General features: G+C 70.0%; 17 protein-coding genes. 2 read left to right on the forward strand and 15 right to left on the reverse strand.

Annotated elements, in window-relative coordinates; translation table 11 throughout:
* Positions 1-6: 6 nt before the first annotated feature.
* The 6 genes from ACWPOC_RS13520 to rpe all read right to left on the reverse strand — a co-directional run bounded on the left by ACWPOC_RS13520 (position 7) and on the right by rpe (position 4,709).
* Positions 7-561, reverse strand: a complete 555-nt coding sequence (locus tag ACWPOC_RS13520) for a PH domain-containing protein (protein WP_455408828.1) — start codon at positions 559-561, stop codon at positions 7-9.
* The gene (gene ribH / locus ACWPOC_RS13525) at positions 558-1,040 is read right to left on the reverse strand and encodes a 6,7-dimethyl-8-ribityllumazine synthase (protein ID WP_120282435.1); all 483 of its coding nucleotides are present in this window, start codon (positions 1,038-1,040) and stop codon (positions 558-560) included. The genes ACWPOC_RS13520 and ribH overlap by 4 nt, the downstream gene beginning before the upstream one ends.
* Positions 1,040-2,290 carry a bifunctional 3,4-dihydroxy-2-butanone-4-phosphate synthase/GTP cyclohydrolase II gene (locus ACWPOC_RS13530; protein ID WP_120282434.1) on the reverse strand — a complete coding sequence of 417 codons (1,251 nt, stop codon included), beginning with the start codon at positions 2,288-2,290 and terminating at the stop codon, positions 1,040-1,042. Before ACWPOC_RS13530 ends, ribH begins: the two co-directional genes overlap by 1 nt.
* A gap of 74 nt (positions 2,291-2,364) precedes the next feature.
* Entirely contained in the window at positions 2,365-2,970 is a 606-nt protein-coding gene (locus ACWPOC_RS13535; RefSeq protein ID WP_059381377.1) for a riboflavin synthase, read from the reverse strand.
* A 39-nt stretch (positions 2,971-3,009) separates the two neighbouring features.
* A complete protein-coding gene (gene ribD / locus ACWPOC_RS13540; protein WP_120282433.1) occupies positions 3,010-4,029 on the reverse strand; it encodes a bifunctional diaminohydroxyphosphoribosylaminopyrimidine deaminase/5-amino-6-(5-phosphoribosylamino)uracil reductase RibD in 1,020 nt (339 codons plus the stop codon).
* A complete protein-coding gene (gene rpe, locus ACWPOC_RS13545) occupies positions 4,026-4,709 on the reverse strand; it encodes a ribulose-phosphate 3-epimerase (RefSeq protein ID WP_060653315.1) in 684 nt (227 codons plus the stop codon). Before rpe ends, ribD begins: the two co-directional genes overlap by 4 nt.
* Before the next feature lie 162 nt (positions 4,710-4,871).
* Between rpe and ACWPOC_RS13550 the strand changes: the two genes are divergently transcribed.
* Positions 4,872-5,090, forward strand: coding sequence for a VOC family protein (locus tag ACWPOC_RS13550; RefSeq protein WP_455408829.1), 219 nt, complete (start codon positions 4,872-4,874; stop codon positions 5,088-5,090).
* A 182-nt stretch (positions 5,091-5,272) separates the two neighbouring features.
* On the opposite strand, the gene ACWPOC_RS13555 is transcribed toward ACWPOC_RS13550, so the two are convergent.
* From ACWPOC_RS13555 to ACWPOC_RS13595, 9 genes are all read right to left on the reverse strand, one after another.
* Positions 5,273-6,202 carry a 1-phosphofructokinase family hexose kinase gene (locus ACWPOC_RS13555; RefSeq protein ID WP_159418453.1) on the reverse strand — a complete coding sequence of 310 codons (930 nt, stop codon included), beginning with the start codon at positions 6,200-6,202 and terminating at the stop codon, positions 5,273-5,275.
* Positions 6,203-6,249: 47 nt separating this feature from the next.
* Entirely contained in the window at positions 6,250-7,488 is a 1,239-nt protein-coding gene (locus ACWPOC_RS13560) for a glycerate kinase family protein (protein ID WP_455408904.1), read from the reverse strand.
* 45 nt (positions 7,489-7,533) lie between these two features.
* Positions 7,534-9,036 (reverse strand): SLC13 family permease, encoded by a 1,503-nt coding sequence (locus ACWPOC_RS13565; RefSeq protein ID WP_455408830.1) that lies wholly within the window; start codon positions 9,034-9,036, stop codon positions 7,534-7,536.
* Positions 9,033-9,695 (reverse strand): response regulator transcription factor, encoded by a 663-nt coding sequence (locus tag ACWPOC_RS13570; RefSeq protein ID WP_060653230.1) that lies wholly within the window; start codon positions 9,693-9,695, stop codon positions 9,033-9,035. Before ACWPOC_RS13570 ends, ACWPOC_RS13565 begins: the two co-directional genes overlap by 4 nt.
* Positions 9,692-11,290 (reverse strand): sensor histidine kinase, encoded by a 1,599-nt coding sequence (locus tag ACWPOC_RS13575; protein ID WP_230787202.1) that lies wholly within the window; start codon positions 11,288-11,290, stop codon positions 9,692-9,694. Before ACWPOC_RS13575 ends, ACWPOC_RS13570 begins: the two co-directional genes overlap by 4 nt.
* Entirely contained in the window at positions 11,280-11,711 is a 432-nt protein-coding gene (locus ACWPOC_RS13580) for a hypothetical protein (protein ID WP_254072898.1), read from the reverse strand. The genes ACWPOC_RS13575 and ACWPOC_RS13580 overlap by 11 nt, the downstream gene beginning before the upstream one ends.
* 118 nt (positions 11,712-11,829) lie before the next feature.
* Positions 11,830-13,311 carry an RsmB/NOP family class I SAM-dependent RNA methyltransferase gene (locus ACWPOC_RS13585; protein ID WP_120282426.1) on the reverse strand — a complete coding sequence of 494 codons (1,482 nt, stop codon included), beginning with the start codon at positions 13,309-13,311 and terminating at the stop codon, positions 11,830-11,832.
* Positions 13,308-14,231, reverse strand: a complete 924-nt coding sequence (fmt, locus tag ACWPOC_RS13590; RefSeq protein ID WP_120282425.1) for a methionyl-tRNA formyltransferase — start codon at positions 14,229-14,231, stop codon at positions 13,308-13,310. Before fmt ends, ACWPOC_RS13585 begins: the two co-directional genes overlap by 4 nt.
* A gap of 210 nt (positions 14,232-14,441) precedes the next feature.
* Positions 14,442-15,473 (reverse strand): esterase/lipase family protein, encoded by a 1,032-nt coding sequence (locus ACWPOC_RS13595; protein ID WP_120282424.1) that lies wholly within the window; start codon positions 15,471-15,473, stop codon positions 14,442-14,444.
* Positions 15,474-15,683: 210 nt separating this feature from the next.
* Between ACWPOC_RS13595 and ACWPOC_RS13600 the strand changes: the two genes are divergently transcribed.
* The gene (locus ACWPOC_RS13600; protein ID WP_455408831.1) at positions 15,684-16,460 is read left to right on the forward strand and encodes a hemerythrin domain-containing protein; all 777 of its coding nucleotides are present in this window, start codon (positions 15,684-15,686) and stop codon (positions 16,458-16,460) included.
* The last annotated feature ends 16 nt before the right edge of the window (positions 16,461-16,476 follow it).

The raw sequence follows: 16,476 nt of genomic DNA on the forward strand, positions 1-16,476 counted from the left end.
TCCAGGCTAGTCGTCGCCCCTGACGGCTCCGCCGTCGTCATTGCGTCTGACGGCTCCGCCGTCGTCATTGCGTCTGACGGCTCCGCCGTCGTTGTCGTCACTGACGGCGCCGCCGGTGTAGTGGGACTCCAGTTCGCGGAAACGCTCGAGCGCGTCCACGGCGCGTTCCCCGTCGCGCGCCTGGATGGCGACGACGGGCACGTACTCGTCGAACGGCAGCTCGAGGCGGGCCCAGGGTGCGCCGTGGTCGAAGAACAGCCCGCGCACGTCGGTCCACGGGATGTGTCGTTCGGCGACCACGTTGCGGACGGAGACGCCGTCGGCACCCGCCCGCAGCCGCGGCCGGGTGAACAGCAGGACGCCTCCGGTGAGCACGACGCCGATGGCGAGGATCGCGATCTGGTCGACGACCCGCAGGTTCACGCCGGTGTCGCCGCCCCCGCGGAGCACGAGCGCCGCGAAGATGTGGACGGCCATGACGACGACCGCCGCCACGACGACCCAGCGCCGCATCTTCTCCGGGCGTACCTCGAGATCCCAGCCGGTCTCGTCGCGGGTCAACGCGCCGCCTTCCGCAGCCGCCGCAGTGTCACGGCGGTGTCGAGCGCGGCCGCGCAGGCCTGGCCACCCTTGTCCTCCGCGGAGCCGGGCAGACCGGCGCGGTCGCGGGCCTGCTGTTCGGTGTCGGTGGTGAGGACACCGTTGCCCACCGGGGTGCCCTCGTCGAGCGCGATCCGGGTGAGCCCGTAGGTCACGGCGTCGCACACGTACTCGAAGTGCGGCGTGCCGCCGCGGATCACCACGCCGAGCGCGACGACCGCGTCGTGGGTGCGGGCGAGCTGCTGCGCGACGACGGGAAGTTCGATCGCTCCGGCGACCCGCTCGAGGGTGACCTCGGTGATACCCGCCTGCTCGGCGACACGCTGTGCGCCGGCGATGAGGGCGTCGGAGATCTCGGTGTGCCAGCGACCGGCGACGATCGCGAGGCTCAGCCCCGCGGCGTCGGCGAGCTGCAGGTCGGGCAGGCCTTCGCCGCTCATCAGGCGTCTCCCTCGTCGAACTCGTCGAGACCGATCAGGTCGTGGCCCATACGATCACGCTTGGTGCGCAGGTACGAGATGTTCTCGCGGTTCGCACGCAACGGCATCGGGACACGCTCGGTGATCTGCAGGCCGTAGCCGTCGAGACCGACGCGCTTGGCCGGGTTGTTGGTCAGCAGCCGCATCGACGAGATACCGAGGTCGACGAGGATCTGAGCGCCGATGCCGTAGTCGCGGGCGTCGGCGGGAAGGCCGAGCTGCAGGTTGGCGTCGACGGTGTCGGAACCGGAGTCCTGCAGCTGGTAGGCCTGCAGCTTGTGCATCAGGCCGATGCCGCGTCCCTCGTGGCCGCGCATATAGAGCACGACGCCGCGGCCTTCCTCGGCCACCATCTCGAGGGCGGCGTCGAGCTGCGGACCGCAGTCGCAGCGCAGCGACCCGAAGACGTCGCCGGTCAGGCATTCGGAGTGCACGCGCACGAGCACGTCGGCGCCGTCGCCGTCCGGGCCGGCGATGTCGCCGCGGACGAGCGCGACGTGTTCGACCTCGTCGTAGACGCTCTGGTAGCCGACGGCCGTGAAGTCGCCGTGCCGGGTGGGGATGCGGGCCTCGGCGACGCGCACGACGTGCTTCTCGTGCTTGCGGCGCCACGCGATGAGATCCGCGATCGAGATCAGGGCGAGTTCGTGCTCGTCGGCGAAGACGCGCAGTTCGTCGGTGCGGGCCATCTCGCCTTCGTCCTTCTGCGAGACGATCTCGCAGATGACGCCGGCCGGGCGCAGGTCGGCCATGCGCGCGAGGTCGACGGCGGCTTCGGTGTGTCCGGGCCGGCGCAGGACGCCACCCTCCTTGGCGCGCAGCGGCACCACGTGACCGGGACGCGTGAAGTCCTGGGCGGTGGAGTTCGGGTCGGCGAGCAGCCGCATGGTGGCGGCGCGGTCGGACGCGGAGATACCCGTGCCGATGCCTTCCTTCGCGTCGACGGTGACCGTGTAGGCGGTGCCGTGCTTGTCCTGGTTGACGCTGTACATGGGAGGCAGACCGAGACGGTCGCAGTCCTCGCCGTCCAAGGGTACGCACAGGTACCCGGATGTGTAGCGGACCATGAACGCCACGAGTTCCGGCGTTGCCTTCTCCGCGGCGAAGATGAGGTCGCCCTCGTTTTCACGGTCTTCGTCGTCGACCACGACGACCGCCTTACCGGCGGCGATGTCGGCGACCGCGCGCTCGATGGTGTCGAACCTCGTCACTTCCCTGGACTCCAACTCTCGTATCCGGACGACTCGTGCTCCGCGTCCACTGTCGATCTCCACAGTACGACGCGTCAGCGCGCGTTCTGCAGGCGCTCCACGTACTTGGCGATCACGTCGACCTCGAGGTTGACGAGGGTGCCCGGCTCGGCGGTGCCGAGTGTCGTCAGCGACAGGGTGGTCGGGATGAGCGAGATCTCGAACCACTCCTGTCCGCGTTCCCCTCCGAGACCCGAGACCGTCAGCGAGACACCGTCGACGGTGATCGAGCCCTTTTCGACGACGTAGCGGGAGATTTCGGCCGGGAGCGAGATACGCACCACGGTCCAGTTCTCCGAGGGTGTGCGGGAGACGACGGCGCCGGTGGCGTCGACGTGACCCTGCACGAGGTGGCCGCCGAGGCGGCTGTTCAGTGCGGCGGCGCGTTCGAGGTTGACGGAGCTGCCGAGGGTGAGCTGTCCGAGCGACGACCGGTTCAGCGTCTCCTGCATCACATCGGCGGTGAAGGACCCACCGTCGAGCACGTCGACGACCGTCAGGCACACCCCGTTGACCGCGATCGAATCGCCGTGCTTGGCGTCGGAGGTGACCAGCGGTCCGCGCACGGTGAAGCGTGCCGCGTCGGCGAGGTCCTCCTTCGCGACGATCTCACCGAGTTCCTCGACGATGCCGGTGAACATGTTCCGCTCCTTAGCTCCCGATCCGCGACCGGGTCCGATTCAGTTGTCCCGGTCCGGGACGAGTGTCAACAGAATGTCCGAGCCGACGGTCTCGACCCGTTCCCGGCGGAACCGTAACGCGTCGGAGATCGTGCCCACGCCGGTGTCCTCGACGGCGGCCTCACCGGCTCCGAGCACGACGGGCGCCAGATATGCCTGGATGCGGTCGACGCAGCCCGCTGCGAGGAACGCGCCCGCGAGCCGGGGGCCGCCCTCGAGCAGCACGTCGGGTCGATCGCCGAGCGCGTCGAGCACCTCCCCGATGTCGTGGGTGCGCAGCACCAGCGTCGGCGCCGCGTCGTCGAGAACCCTTGCAGAGGTGGGAATCTCACGCATACCGACGACAACCCGCAGCGGCTGGTGCGGCGCGAGTTCACCGTCGGGCAGACGGGCGGTCAGCCACGGGTCGTCGGCGAGGACGGTGCCGGTTCCGACGATGATCGCGTCGAGCCGGCTCCGCTGGTCGTGCACGCGCGCACGCGATTCGGGACCGGAGATCCACTTGCTCGTGCCGTCTGCCGCCGCGCTGCGACCGTCCATCGACGCGGCGTACTTCCACGTCACGTGCGGCCGGCCGGTGCGCTGCCGGTGCAACCATGCCCGCAGCGGGCCGCGGGCGACGGCCTCGGCACCGAGACCGGGATGCACGGTGATGCCCGCGGCGCGGAGGGTGTCGGCGCCTCCCCCGGCGACGGGATTCGGGTCGGCGACGGAGTAGTACACCGTCGCGATCCCCGCCTCGATGAGGGCCTGCGCGCACGGGCCGGTGCGGCCGGTGTGGTTGCACGGTTCGAGGGTGACGACGGCGGTGCCGCCGCGCGCGCGTTCGCCCGCTGCCTCGAGTGCCCGGACCTCCGCGTGCGGACCTCCGGGTGGTGCGGTGGCCCCGACACCTGCCACCGCGCCGTCCGCGTCGAGGATCACCGCGCCGACAGGCGGGTTGGGGCTGGTCGTACCCCGTACGGCCTCCGAGGCATCGAGCGCGAACTGGAGGGCTTCGGCGACCTCGGGTGCGGTCACGGCGCGAGCGTCAGGTGCGGGGACGCGGCCCCGGCCTGCGCCCGCAGCTTGCGGACCGCCTCACCGGGATCGGCGGCGCCGTAGACGGCGGACCCGGCAACGAAGCAGTCCACACCGGCTTCCGCGGCGGCTTCGATGGTGTCGGTGTTGATGCCGCCGTCGATCTCGACGAGCAGACGCAGTTCACCCGAGTCGACGAGGCGGCGCACCTGGCGGGCCTTGTCGAGGACGTCCGGGATGAAGGACTGACCACCGAAGCCCGGCTCGACGCTCATCACGAGCAACGTGTCGAATTCCTTCAGGATCTCGAGATAGGGCTCGATGGGGGTGCCGGGCTTGACGGACAGCCCGGCCTTGCCGCCGGCCGCGCGGATGTCGCGGGCCACGGCGACCGGGTCGTCGGTCGCCTCGGCGTGGAAGGTGACGTTGTGGGCACCGGCCTCGGCGTAGGGCGGTGCCCATCGGCCGGGATTCTCGATCATGAGGTGACAGTCGAGCGGGATGTCGGTCGCCTTCAGCAGCGACTCGACGACCGGGAGACCGAGCGTCAGGTTCGGAACGAAATGGGCGTCCATGACGTCGACGTGGAGCCAGTCGGCACCGGCGACGGCCTGCGCCTCGTCGGCGAGACGAGCGAAATCCGCGGACAGGATGGACGGAGCGATCATCGGGTGGGCCACAACCGACGAGTCTAGTCGGCGCCCTCCACCGGGTCGGACCTGCGTCGGACCGGCGGTCCGCAGCCGAACCCGCCGGGAATGTCCGCTCTCGGGCGCATTGGTGCCATCACGTGGCCGTTATGCCCGGAAGGCTGTGGCAGTCACCCGATCGAAAGGATCATCGTGACCGCTCTCCATCACCGCGAATCCCTCCCTCCCCGACCGGACGGATCGGACACCGTCGACACCTTCCTGATCTCCGACCGCGCAGCCGAACTCGTCGACTTCCTCGTCGCCGTCCTCGAACGTGCCACGCAACACGGCGCGGAGATCGTCACACGGCCGACGGCTTTCTTCGGCGATGTCGTCGCCCGGTTCTCGGATCCGTCCGGCAATCTCTGATGGATCCAGCGGCACGATCCCGGCGCCGACACATCCGCGTGGACGGACGACGCAGCGACGGACGAGTCAGCGAACCGGTCGGACGTTGCGAGTCCGGAGCTCGGGTACATCCACTCGACACTCACCGAAGCCGTTCACACCCTGCGGGATCCACGGTCCCGCGCGGTGTGAACGGCGGGTCGTCAGACCCCGCGGGCGAGGGCGTCGAAACGATCGATGTCCTCGCGGCGGCAGACGTGGCTTCCGGCGGTGAGCAGGGCCGCTGTGCCGCAGGCGATCCCGAGGGCGAGCGCGTCCCGCAACGATCGTTCCTGCAGCAGTCCGACGACGAGTCCGGCGACCATGCTGTCGCCGGCTCCGACAGCGCTGCGCACCTTGGCCGCCAGGGCCGGCACCCGCACGGCCTCGTCGGCGGTCACCATGATCGCCCCGTCGGCGCCGAGCGAGACGACCACGATCTCCGTGACACCGGAGGTGACGAGTTCGCGCGCGGCCGTGATCTGCTCGTCGTCGGTGGCCAACTCCCGCCCGGTCCACTCGCACAACTCGTCCAGGCTCGGTTTGACGAGGTAGACACCCGAATCGATGCTGGTCAGCGCATCGCCCGACGAGTCGAGGACGAATCGCGCGCCGGCCTCGTGCGCCGCCGCGGCGATGCGCCGGACGAAGGTGCCGGGTACACCGGGCGGGAAGCTGCCGCTCGCCACCACGTACTTCGCGCCTTCGGCGACCTTCTCGAGTGTTGCGAGGCAGCGTTCCTGCTCCTCGTCCGTCAGCTCGGGACCGGGTGTGACGAAACGGTATTCCTGACCGCTGCGGCGGTCGATCGCCGTGAAGCACTCGCGGGTGGACCCGGCGATGGGGACGATGTGCTCCTCGACATCGTCGTCGTCGAGCAGACCGCTCATCTGTTCACCCCGCGCACCACCGGCCGGATAGACGGCGGCGGCCGAGGCACCGAGTACACGCGCGACCTTCGCGACGTTCACTCCTCCCCCGCCGGCGTCGTAGAACGGCTCGTCGCAGCGGAGCTTGCGTGTGGGCACCACCGCGTCGGTGAAGGTCGTGACGTCGAGTGCCGGGTTCATGGTCAGGGTGACGATCTCGGGCATGACCGGAACCCTATTCGGACCCACCCGCCGGCGCGCGGAACTTCTGGTCACGCCGCCGGCGCTCGGTGCTTGCGCTTCTTCGCCCGGCCCTTGCTGCGACTCGCCACGGCGGAGCCGAGCATCAGCAGACGCATGGACCGCGCCGCGGCGTCGACGAGCAGGTCGTGACCGTTGGCGACGGCGTCCTCGAGGCGCATCGGGACGGGGATGATCGACGCGATCGCGCCGATCCCGACCTCGTGGACATCGCGCGCCCCCTCGCCGAGCGATCCGGCGATGGCGAGCACCGGAACGCCCGCACGCTGGGCGCGGCGGGCGACCTCCGCAGGTACCTTGCCGCGCGGGGTCTGGAAGTCGATGCTGCCCTCGGCGGTGATGATCAGGTCGGCACGCGCGATCAGGGAGTCGAGATCGATACCCGACAGGCCACTGTCGAGCAGCACGTCGAACCGGGAGGCGATCCGGGCGCCGATGCCCGCGGCCAGACCGGCACCGAGGCCGCCGGAGGCGCCGGTGCCCGCCCCGAACCGCACATCCAGCCCGTGTGCCCGCCCGTCCCGCTCGAGCACCTTCGCCCAGCGCTCCAGAGCAGCGGACAGCTCCTCGACCTGCGCGGGTGTCGCACCCTTCTGCGGGCCGAAGACCCGAGCCACGCCGGTCGGACCGCACAGGACGTTGTGGACGTTGCAGGCCAGCACGATCTCGGTGTCGGCGAGCGCCGGGTGCAGACCGTCGAGATCGAGATGCGCGGCGCGCGCGAGGTGCCGTCCGCCGTCGGGTAGTTCGTCGCCGTCGGCGTCGAGGATCCGGGCGCCGAGTGCTCGCAGGGCCCCGGCTCCGCCGTCACTGGTGCCCGAGTCGCCGCAGCCGATCACGATGCGGCGGATGCCGTCGTCGAGTGCCGCGGCAATGAGTTCACCGACCCCGCGGGTGGTGGTGGCACCGGGATCACGGCGATCGGCGGGCACGAGCCGAAGGCCGGCAGCCGAGGCCATCTCGACGACCGCCGTCCCGCGGGTGGCACCGCCGAGACGCGCCCAGCTCGCCCGCACCGGCTCGCCGACGGGACCGGTCACGGTGACCGGGACGAGCGAGCCGCCGGTGGCCTCGGCGAGGATCTCGGCGGTGCCCTCCCCACCGTCGGGAACGGGCACGAGGTCGACGGCGGCGCACGGTAGCGCCCGGCGGACTCCCGCACCGATCGCGGCAGCGACGCCTGGCGCGTCGAGACTCTCCTTGAAACCGCTGGGCGCGACGAGCACGCGATGAGGAACCTTCAACGCCATGACGACTCCGATCGTGGAACGGGACAACTGGGGACGGAACAGGGATCAGACGAACAGCGACAGGCCGAGCAGCGGCCAGACGAACCACGCGAACAGCAGGACCAGCGTGGCGAGGAGCGGACCGAGCCACGCCGCCAGGCGCAGCAGATCCGAGGTCGAGTAGGTGGGGGTGCCGGGCACGTCCGCGAACAGCGTCACGGGCTTGGCCGACGACGGCAGGGTGTGGCAGAAGCCTGCGGCGGCCGTCGAGACGAAGGCCGCGGCGAGCGGATCGACACCGACGCTCGGGGCGAGTGCCACCACGACGGGAACGAGAACGGCGGAGCGGGCCGAGCGCGACTGGATGACCAGGTGGGCCGCGGTGGAGATCACGACCACGACGATCACGAACAGTGGTCCGGCACCCTCTCCGCGCGAGGTGAGCGGGCCGAAGGCCGTCGATGCGAGCCAGTCCGCCGCGCCGCTCGTCGTCAGCGCGGTACCGATCGACAGCGTCGCCGCCATGAACAGCAGCAGGGGCCACGGCACGGTCTTCAGTGCGGGCGCGAGGCGCACGGAACCGTACCGCGGAGAGGTCGCGACGAGCGCACCGAGCAGCGCCACCACCGCCGGGTGGATGCCGTGGACGGGTTCGGTGCACCACAGCACCATCACCACGACCAGAAGAAGGGCGGCGCGGGATTCGGCGACGGAGAGCGGCCCGGAGACCGGGGTGTCGGTCTGCGCGCCGATGTCGGCGGCGGTGACGGTGAGGCGTCCGCGCCGATCGTCGGCGGAGGTGAACAGCAGCAGCACCAGCTCGGCGGCGGCGTGCGACGAGACGATCGCCAGCGGCAGGCCGAGGATCATCCAGGTCGCGAAGTCGAATCCGGTGCCGGTCGCGGTGACGAGGATCTGCGAGGTGATCAGGTGCGCACCGGCGCCGAGCAGCGACGCCACCGCCGACAGCAGGATCACCGTGGGGAAGAGCAACGCGAGTGCCCGCACCAGTCGTGGCCGGTCGGCGAGGACCGTCGCGAGCGCCACGAACACCGGGAGCACCAGTGCGGCGCGACCGGAGGTCGACGGCACCGCGAAAGCGGTGACGATCAGTGCCGCCGTCACCAGGTGCACGAGCGCCCGCGGGCTGCGCGCCCCCGTCACCAGGAAGGCCGCGCCCCGCGTCGCCAGACCCGACGACGCCACACCGGAGGCGATCACGAAGGCGGACAACAGGAGCCACACGACGTCGTCGCCGAGGGTCGCGAACAGTGCCTCCGCGTCGATGACACCGACGACCGTGAGGGCCGCGGCAGCGCCGAGCGCCACATAGGTGTCGTCGATTTTCGTGAACACCCACAGCCAGACGGCCACGGCGAACACGATCATGGTGACGGCGGCCGGAGTCGTCAGGTCTGGGTCGGTGCGCGTGAGATACACGAGGAGACCGACGGTGCCGGCGAGAATCCCGACCGCGACGATCCGGCCGGGCGCCGGGATCGCGTGTCTGCGCGGCGGGCGCGGCTGCGGCGCAACGACGCTCGGCGGAACGGTGGCGTGGAAGGTCATCGCAACCGGTACCCCGCGCCGCGGATCGTCTCGACCCGGTCTCCCCCGATCTTGTTGCGCAGCGCGCGCACGTAGACGTCGACGACATTGGACGCGGGATCGAAGTCGTATCCCCACACGTGCCCGAGGATCTGTTCGCGGGAGAGCACCTGCCCGCGGTGACGCAGGAACACTTCGAACAGGGCGAACTCGCGGCTGGTGAGATCGACGCTCTCCCCGGCGATCTCGGCGCGTCGAGCCCGCAGGTCCAGAGCCATGTCGCCGTCGCGGATCACCGCTGCCGGATCGGCCGCCGAGCTGCTGTCGCCGATGCGCAACCGGATGCGGGCGAGCAGTTCGGCGAACTGGAACGGTTTGCTCACATAGTCGTTGGCACCGCCTTCGAGTCCCGCGACGGTATCGGTGACGCTGTCCCGCGCGGTCAGCACGATCACCGGGGTCCGCACACCTTCACCGCGCAGCCTCTCGAGGACGGTGAAGCCGTCCATGCGGGGCAACCCGATGTCGAGGATCACCAGGTCGAAAGCGCCGCTGCGAGCGAGCATCAGTGCGGTCTCGCCGTCGGTGGCGTCGGTGGTGGTGTATCCCGCTGCGCGCAGCCCCTTCTCGAGAAAGGCGGTGATGCGGGTGTCGTCTTCGGCGATGAGGATTCTGCTCACTGTGATGCGGTCCTTCGAGTCTCGGCTGTACCGGGGGAACCGGCCGTGCAGGTCGTGTCGGTCGTGCCGGTGGTGCCTGCGGGGTCTCGTACGGGGAGGTCGATGCCGAACGTCGCGCCGTGTCCGACCGTGCTCTCGACCCAGGCCGAGCCGTGGTGCGCGTCGGCGATGGCGCGGACGATGGCGAGTCCGAGACCCGCCCCGCCTCGTTCGGCGGCGGGTCCGTGCCGGTCGCCGGGGACGGTGCGTCCGCGGCGGAAGCGTTCGAAGATGCGTGCCGCGTCGTCCGGTGCGACCCCGGGTCCGGTGTCCCGGACCCAGATCCGGAGGTGCTCGATACCGTCGTGTTCGACGAAGGCGGATCCGAGCTGGATGACGTCCCCGGGTCGGGTGTGGGTGACGGCATTGGTCGCGTACTGCAGCACGGCCTGGGTGACGCGTTGGGCGTCGATGTCGGCCGTGCCCTCGGCGATCTCCATGAGCTGCCAGTCGCGGGTGCCGAGCATCTGCGCCTTGGCCTCGACGTCGAGCATGAGGTCGGTGACGTCGACCGGTCGTCGCTGCACGAAGTCGGGGCGTTCGGCCTTGGCGAGGACGAGCAGGTCGGTGACGATCCGCGCCATCCGGTCGAGTTCGTCCTCGACGAGCCGGATCGTCTCCTCGCGTGTCGCGTCGTCGGCGTGACCGAGATCCATGAGTTCGAGGTGCCCGCGGATCACGGTGATCGGTGTCCGCAGTTCGTGGCCGGCGTCGTCGACGAACTGCTGCTGCGTGGTGTAGGCCTGTTCGAGGCGGTCGAGCATCGAGTTGAAAGTCTGGGCCAGGGCGGCGATGTCGTCGCGTCCGTGCACGGGCACCCGACTCGTCAGATCCTTCTCGCCGATGGCGGCGGCCACCTCGCGCACCTGGCGGATCGGGGCGAGGATCTGCCCTGCGACCAGCCAGCCGATGATCGCCGTGAGACCGAGGCCGCCGATCGCGACCAGCCCGATGGTGCGGGCGGTGTCGGCGACCTTCGCGCGTTGCTCGGCGGTGAACACGGCGACGATCAGCGCGCCCCGGTCGTCTCCGGAGGTGACGTCGGCGCGGGCCCAGCGCATCTGTCCACCGTCCACCTCGTGGACGCCCGAGCCTGTGGGGGCGTTGAGGATGCGCTCGAACAGCACACCGTCCTCGGTGAGGTTCGCCGGCAGGTCGGGCCGGTCCACCGCGATACGGCGGTCGAAGAGCAACGAACCGTCGACGACGCCGACGATCACCTCGCCCTCCGAGGTGTGCTGGCGGTTGAGATAGACCTCGAGCATCCGCTCCACGGAGGTGAACGGGAACGTCGTGGTGGGGTCGACGCCTTCGGCGGCGAACGCCCGGAATTCGTCGATCTCCTGGGTGATGTCGGCGTTCGCGTCGCGGTCGACGTGGTTGAGGAGCAGCACTCGCGCGGTGACGACGACGGCGACGAGCGCGACGGCCGTGGTCAGCAGGATCCAGCTGAGGATGCGCCATCGGGCAGGGAGCGCGGATCCGCGACCGGGGTGAGGGATGCGGAGGTGACCGGTGCGCTGCGTGCCGGCCTGTTTCCCCGACTCAGTCGTCATCGTCGTCCCAGTCGTCGTCCCCGCTGTCGCCGTCGTCGTCCCAGTCGTCGTCGCCCAAGTCGTCGTCGTCCCAGTCGTCGTCCCAGTCGACCTGAGGGGTCGGCAGGGGCTGGCGTGCGACGTCGGACCAACCCGGATCGGGAACCGGGGCCGGAACCACGGCGGGCGGGGGTGTCTGCGTGTCGGGGACCGACGGTGCGGGCGCCGACTCCGGCTCGGGTTCGGGTCGTACCTCGGAGGCTTCGACCCCGGGGGACGGCGCCGCGGACTCGGTCGTGGTCGGCACGACGGAGACGGTGACCGATGCGTCACCGATCTCGGGCGAGCCCGCCGGTCGTGTCAGGACCTGGCTCCCCCACGCGAGGGCCGCCGGGATCAGCAGCAGCGCTGCGATCACGAGCATGCGTTTCATCACCGGCATGGGGAACAGCATCCTGCACCGGAGTGAATCGATCGTGAAGACCGGATGAGAAGACTTTCATCTTCCCGACGCCGGACACGACGATCCGTGTCCGGCCGTCGCGATCAGCGCAGCGCGGTCAGCGCTCGGGTTTACGCAGCGCAGCCATGAACATGGCGTCGGTGCCGTGGCGGTGCGGCCAGAGCTGGACTCCGGGCCCCTCCCCGATCTGCGGCACGCCGGGGACGAGTTCGCGCGTGTCGAGCTGTTCGACACCGTGGCGGCGCACCGCGTCGGACACGACGGCGACCGTCTCCGAGACGTGCGGCGAACACGTCGAATAGAGCACCACACCACCGGGACGCAGCAGTCCGATCGCCGATGCGAGCAGTTCCTTCTGCAATCGCACCAGTTCGGCGACGTCGCCGGGTTGCCTGCGCCACCGCGCCTCGGGACGCCGACGCAACGCGCCGAGTCCCGTGCAGGGCGCGTCCACGAGGATCCGGTCGTAGCCCGGTTCGAGTCCGGGCTCGCGACCGTCGGCGACGTGCACGGTCACCGGCAGGTCGCGGGCGGTCTTGCGGACCAGCTCCGCGCGATGTTCGACCGGTTCGACCGCGTCCACGGCGAACCCGTCGATCGCGGCGATGGCGCCGAGCAGTGCCGCCTTTCCACCCGGTCCCGCGCACAGATCGAGCCAGCGGCCCCGATCCTCGCCGACGAGGGGCGCGAGGGTGAGGGCACGTGCGACGAGCTGACTACCTTCGTCCTGGACCGCGGCCATACCCTCCCGGACGGGTTCGAGGCGGCCGGGATCACCGTGCTCGAGGTGCACCGCATAGGGCGACCACGGTCCGATCTCACCTCCGGTGACGAGCGCGAGTTCCTCCGCGGTGATGACCCCCGGGCGAGCGACGAGGTGGACGATCGGGCGCGCGTCGTCGGCGGCGAGGACGTCGGCGAGTTCGGAGGCGTCCGATCCGAGCGCGTGGGCGAACGCCTGCGCGATCCACAGAGGGTGGGCGTACCGGAAGGCCAGGTGACCCACCGGGTCGCGGTCCGGATCGGGGGCGAGCAGCGTGATCCACTCCTCCTCCGAACGCTCACCCACACGACGAAGCACCGCGTTGACGAAACCTGCTCGGCCCGATTCGAATTCGGCCCGGACGAGGTCGACGCTCGTGGCGACGGCGGCGTGCGGGGCGACGCGCGTGCGCAGCAACTGGTAGGCACCCAGACGCAGTACGTCGAGCAACGCGCCGTCGATCTCGTCGACGGGACGGTTCGCGGCGTCGGCGATCACGGCGTCCAGCAGGCCTCGGGCGCGGGCCGCACCGTAGGTGAGCTCGGTGGCCAGGGCAGCGTCGCGCGCGTCGAGATGCCGCTCCCGGAGCAGCGATGGGAGAACGAGGTTGGCGTAGGCGTCCCGTTCGCGCACGGCGCGCAGTACGTCCCGCGCGGCGACGCGTGCGGGGTCGGCGGGTGGCTTCGACGGTCGGCGGGCGTGTTCGGACGCCGGATTGCGGTTCGGCTTCCCTCCGCCGTTGCGTCCACCGCGACCTGCGGGGTTCCGTCCTCCGGGATTGCGCTTGCCCCGCGGGGGCCTGCCGGATTCGCTCATCGCGCACGCACCTTCGGGTCGAGACGGGCGCCGCGCGCCCAGTCCGTGGCTGCCATCGCCTTCTTCCCGGGCGGTTGCACCGTCCCGAGCCGGACGGCAGTGGTAGCGGTACCGACGAGCACGCCGTCCTTGCGGATGTCGAGCTCACCGGGCTCGAGGGTCTCGTCGGTCACCGTCACGGGACCGATCTTCACGCGCAGGTCGCCGATCATCGTCCACGCACCCGGAGCGGGGGTGACGGCGCGAATTCGCCGGTCGACGACGTGTGCGGGGAGGGTCCACTGCACCTGGGCTGCCTCGACGGTGACCTTGGGCGCGTGTGAGACACCGTCGGCCGGCTGCGGCGCAGGCGTGAGGATGCCGTCCTCGAGACCGTCGAGGGTGGATTCGAGCAGCGTCGCACCGGCCTCGGCGAGGCGGCCGAGCAGGTCGCCGGCAGTGTCGGTGGGACGGATCGTCTCGGTGACGACGCCGTAGACCGGACCGGTGTCGAGTCCGGCCTCGAGCCGGAAGGTGCTCGCTCCGGTGATCTCGTCACCGGCAGCGATCGCCGCCTGCACGGGCGCCGCGCCGCGCCAGGCGGGCAACAACGAGAAGTGGAGGTTCACCCATCCGTGCACAGGGATGTCCAGGACGTCCTGCGGGATCAGGGCGCCGTAGGCCACCACGGGGCAGCAGTCGGGTGCGAGTTCGGTCAGTCGCGCGACGAACTCGGGGTCGCGCGCCGAGCGCGGCGTGAGGACCTCGATGCCGTGTTCGTCGGCGATCTGCCCCACAGCGGATCGCACGACCTTCCGGCCGCGACCGGCGGTGGTGTCGGGGCGGGTGACCACCGCGACGACCTCGTGGCGCGACGACTCGATGAGGCGGAGCAGCGACGGGACGGCGGGTTCCGGCGTTCCCGCGAAGACCACGCGCATGTCAGAGCACCGCCGGGCAGGAGGTGGGAGGCGCTGCGTGTGGACTGTGCGGGGATGTCACGGATGCTGCTCCAGTTCTCGACGGCGATGACCTCTCACAGTCTAGGGAGTCGACGTCGTGCGACCTGCATCACCGCGCCGGGCGGTCACCTCGCGGAGGCCGACACCGGAGAGCGTGGAGCTCAGGTCTCGGAACTCGGGTGTCTGCGTTCAGGTGTTGGACTGGAGGATCAGTTCGGGGATGCCGGTGCCGAGCGCGACAGGGGTGCACTCGCCGATCGCGTACCGGTCGGGATCGAGCGCGTGCCGCGCGAGCTGCAGCGAGAACGGGTCGTAGACCATGTTGAAGTGACCGGTCAGATCCTGCGGGCACAGCTCCTGGATCACGTGGTTGACGGCGCCCTCACCATGGAGTGCGACATTGCCGGCGGGCTGGATGACCTCGTCGACCTCGCTGCCGATGGTCGTGTAGCGCACACCGGGCACGGTGTCGGTGGGTGTGTTGAGCTCGGTGAGCAGTTCCGACCCCTGAAGCTGCTGCACGAGGGCGACGGAGAACTCGCCCTCGACGATGTCGGTCGCTCCGGGCAGCGCGGCGAAGGCGGCCCCGATGCCGTAGAAGGTGCCTCCGTAGCTCGGCGACGCGATCCCGACCCACCGGTCGACGACCTCGGCACCTCCGAGTTCGTTGATGTAGTAGCGGGCCACGGTGGCTCCCTGCGAGTAGCCGACGACATCGACCTCCACCGCACCGGTGGCGTCGAGAACCTCGGTGACGAACTCACCGAACTGTGCTGCGGAGACCCGGATGTCGCCCGTGCCGTAGTCCTCGGCACCGTCGGCGAACCCGTAGTTCAGGGCGAACACGCACCAGCCTGACGCGGCGAGCAGCGGTGAGAGAGCAGCGAAGTCGGAGTAGGCGTTGGAATCGGTGCCGTGCGCGAGCACCACCGGACGAGGGTGCTCCTCGGACGGAACACACGCGAAGTCGTTGCTACCGGCGGGGGCGACATCGGGGTTGTTCTCGGCGTATTCGGCCGCTTCGGCGTGCCCGGTGGCCACCGGTCCCGCCGGGACGGGCACGCTGCTGTACGACCCCTCCCCGAGACCGAGGATCGGTCCGTCGTCGGACGGGAGCGGCTGCGCCGCCGCTGCGCCCGCAGTCAGTGCCGCCGTACCCACAGTCAGCATCGCGACGACACACGCTCCGACGACACCACCGACACTCCGCCCGGCACCCATTCGTCCGCCCTCTCCTCCTGTGTCTCCCCGGCACCTACGGAAGAGATCGGTCACAATCACCGGCTCCGTTACTGTGACAAATAATATCTCCGGCAACGCGTGTCGCTGTCGTACATATGTAGGACAGCAGCGGGCGGTCTTGCGCTCGGTCCGTGCCGGATCGACACTGGGAACAGCCTCCGTCGACGGAAACTCCACGGTGCGAACACGGTGCCCCGCACCGTCCTCGCAGATCCCCGCCTGCGCTCCGCAGGTCTCGTTGCTCGTCGATTCACGGGAGTCGTCATGATCACCGATCCCGACGGACCTGCCGATACCCGAATCATGGGAATCGTGCATTCCGCCCTCCGCCGCGACCTCCTCCGCATCGAGGTCGCCACCTCGACGAAGACATGGCAGGAGACTCACCGAGTGGCTCTCGCCGATCACGTGTTGTGGATGATGGATTTCCTGCACCATCACCACGAGTCCGAGGACCGTGGGCTCTATCCGCGCGTGGTGCAGTGCAATCCCGACGCGGCGCCGCTCGTGGAGAGAATGAACGCCGACCACCGCACCATCGAGCCTGCGATCGCCGCCGTCGAGGACGCCGCCCGGGATTTCCGCGCCGACCGCCCCGGTTCCGGGGAGGCACTCGGTGCAGCACTGTCCCGCCTGTCCGAGGTGCTACTACCCCATCTCGAACGCGAGGAGCGGGAGATGATGCCGCTGGTCTCGACCAGTATCACCGATGCGCAGTGGCGGGCGTGGGACGACGAGTTCAACATCAAACCGAAAGGGGTGCAGCAGCTCGGCAAGGAAGGGAACTGGCTGATCGACGGTCTCGACGACTCCTCGCGCGATCACGTCGTGCATCTCGTACCGCCCGTACCGCGCTTCGTCCTGCTGCACATCCTCGGCATACGCCATCGCCACGACTTCGCGGCGCTCTGGAAAGGTACGGACGCCGCATCCATTCCGTCGCAACCGATTCCGAAAGCAGCCTAGGTCGGGCAGCGGAGAT

The sequence above is a fragment of the Rhodococcus sp. 5G237 genome (genome assembly GCF_053764735.1).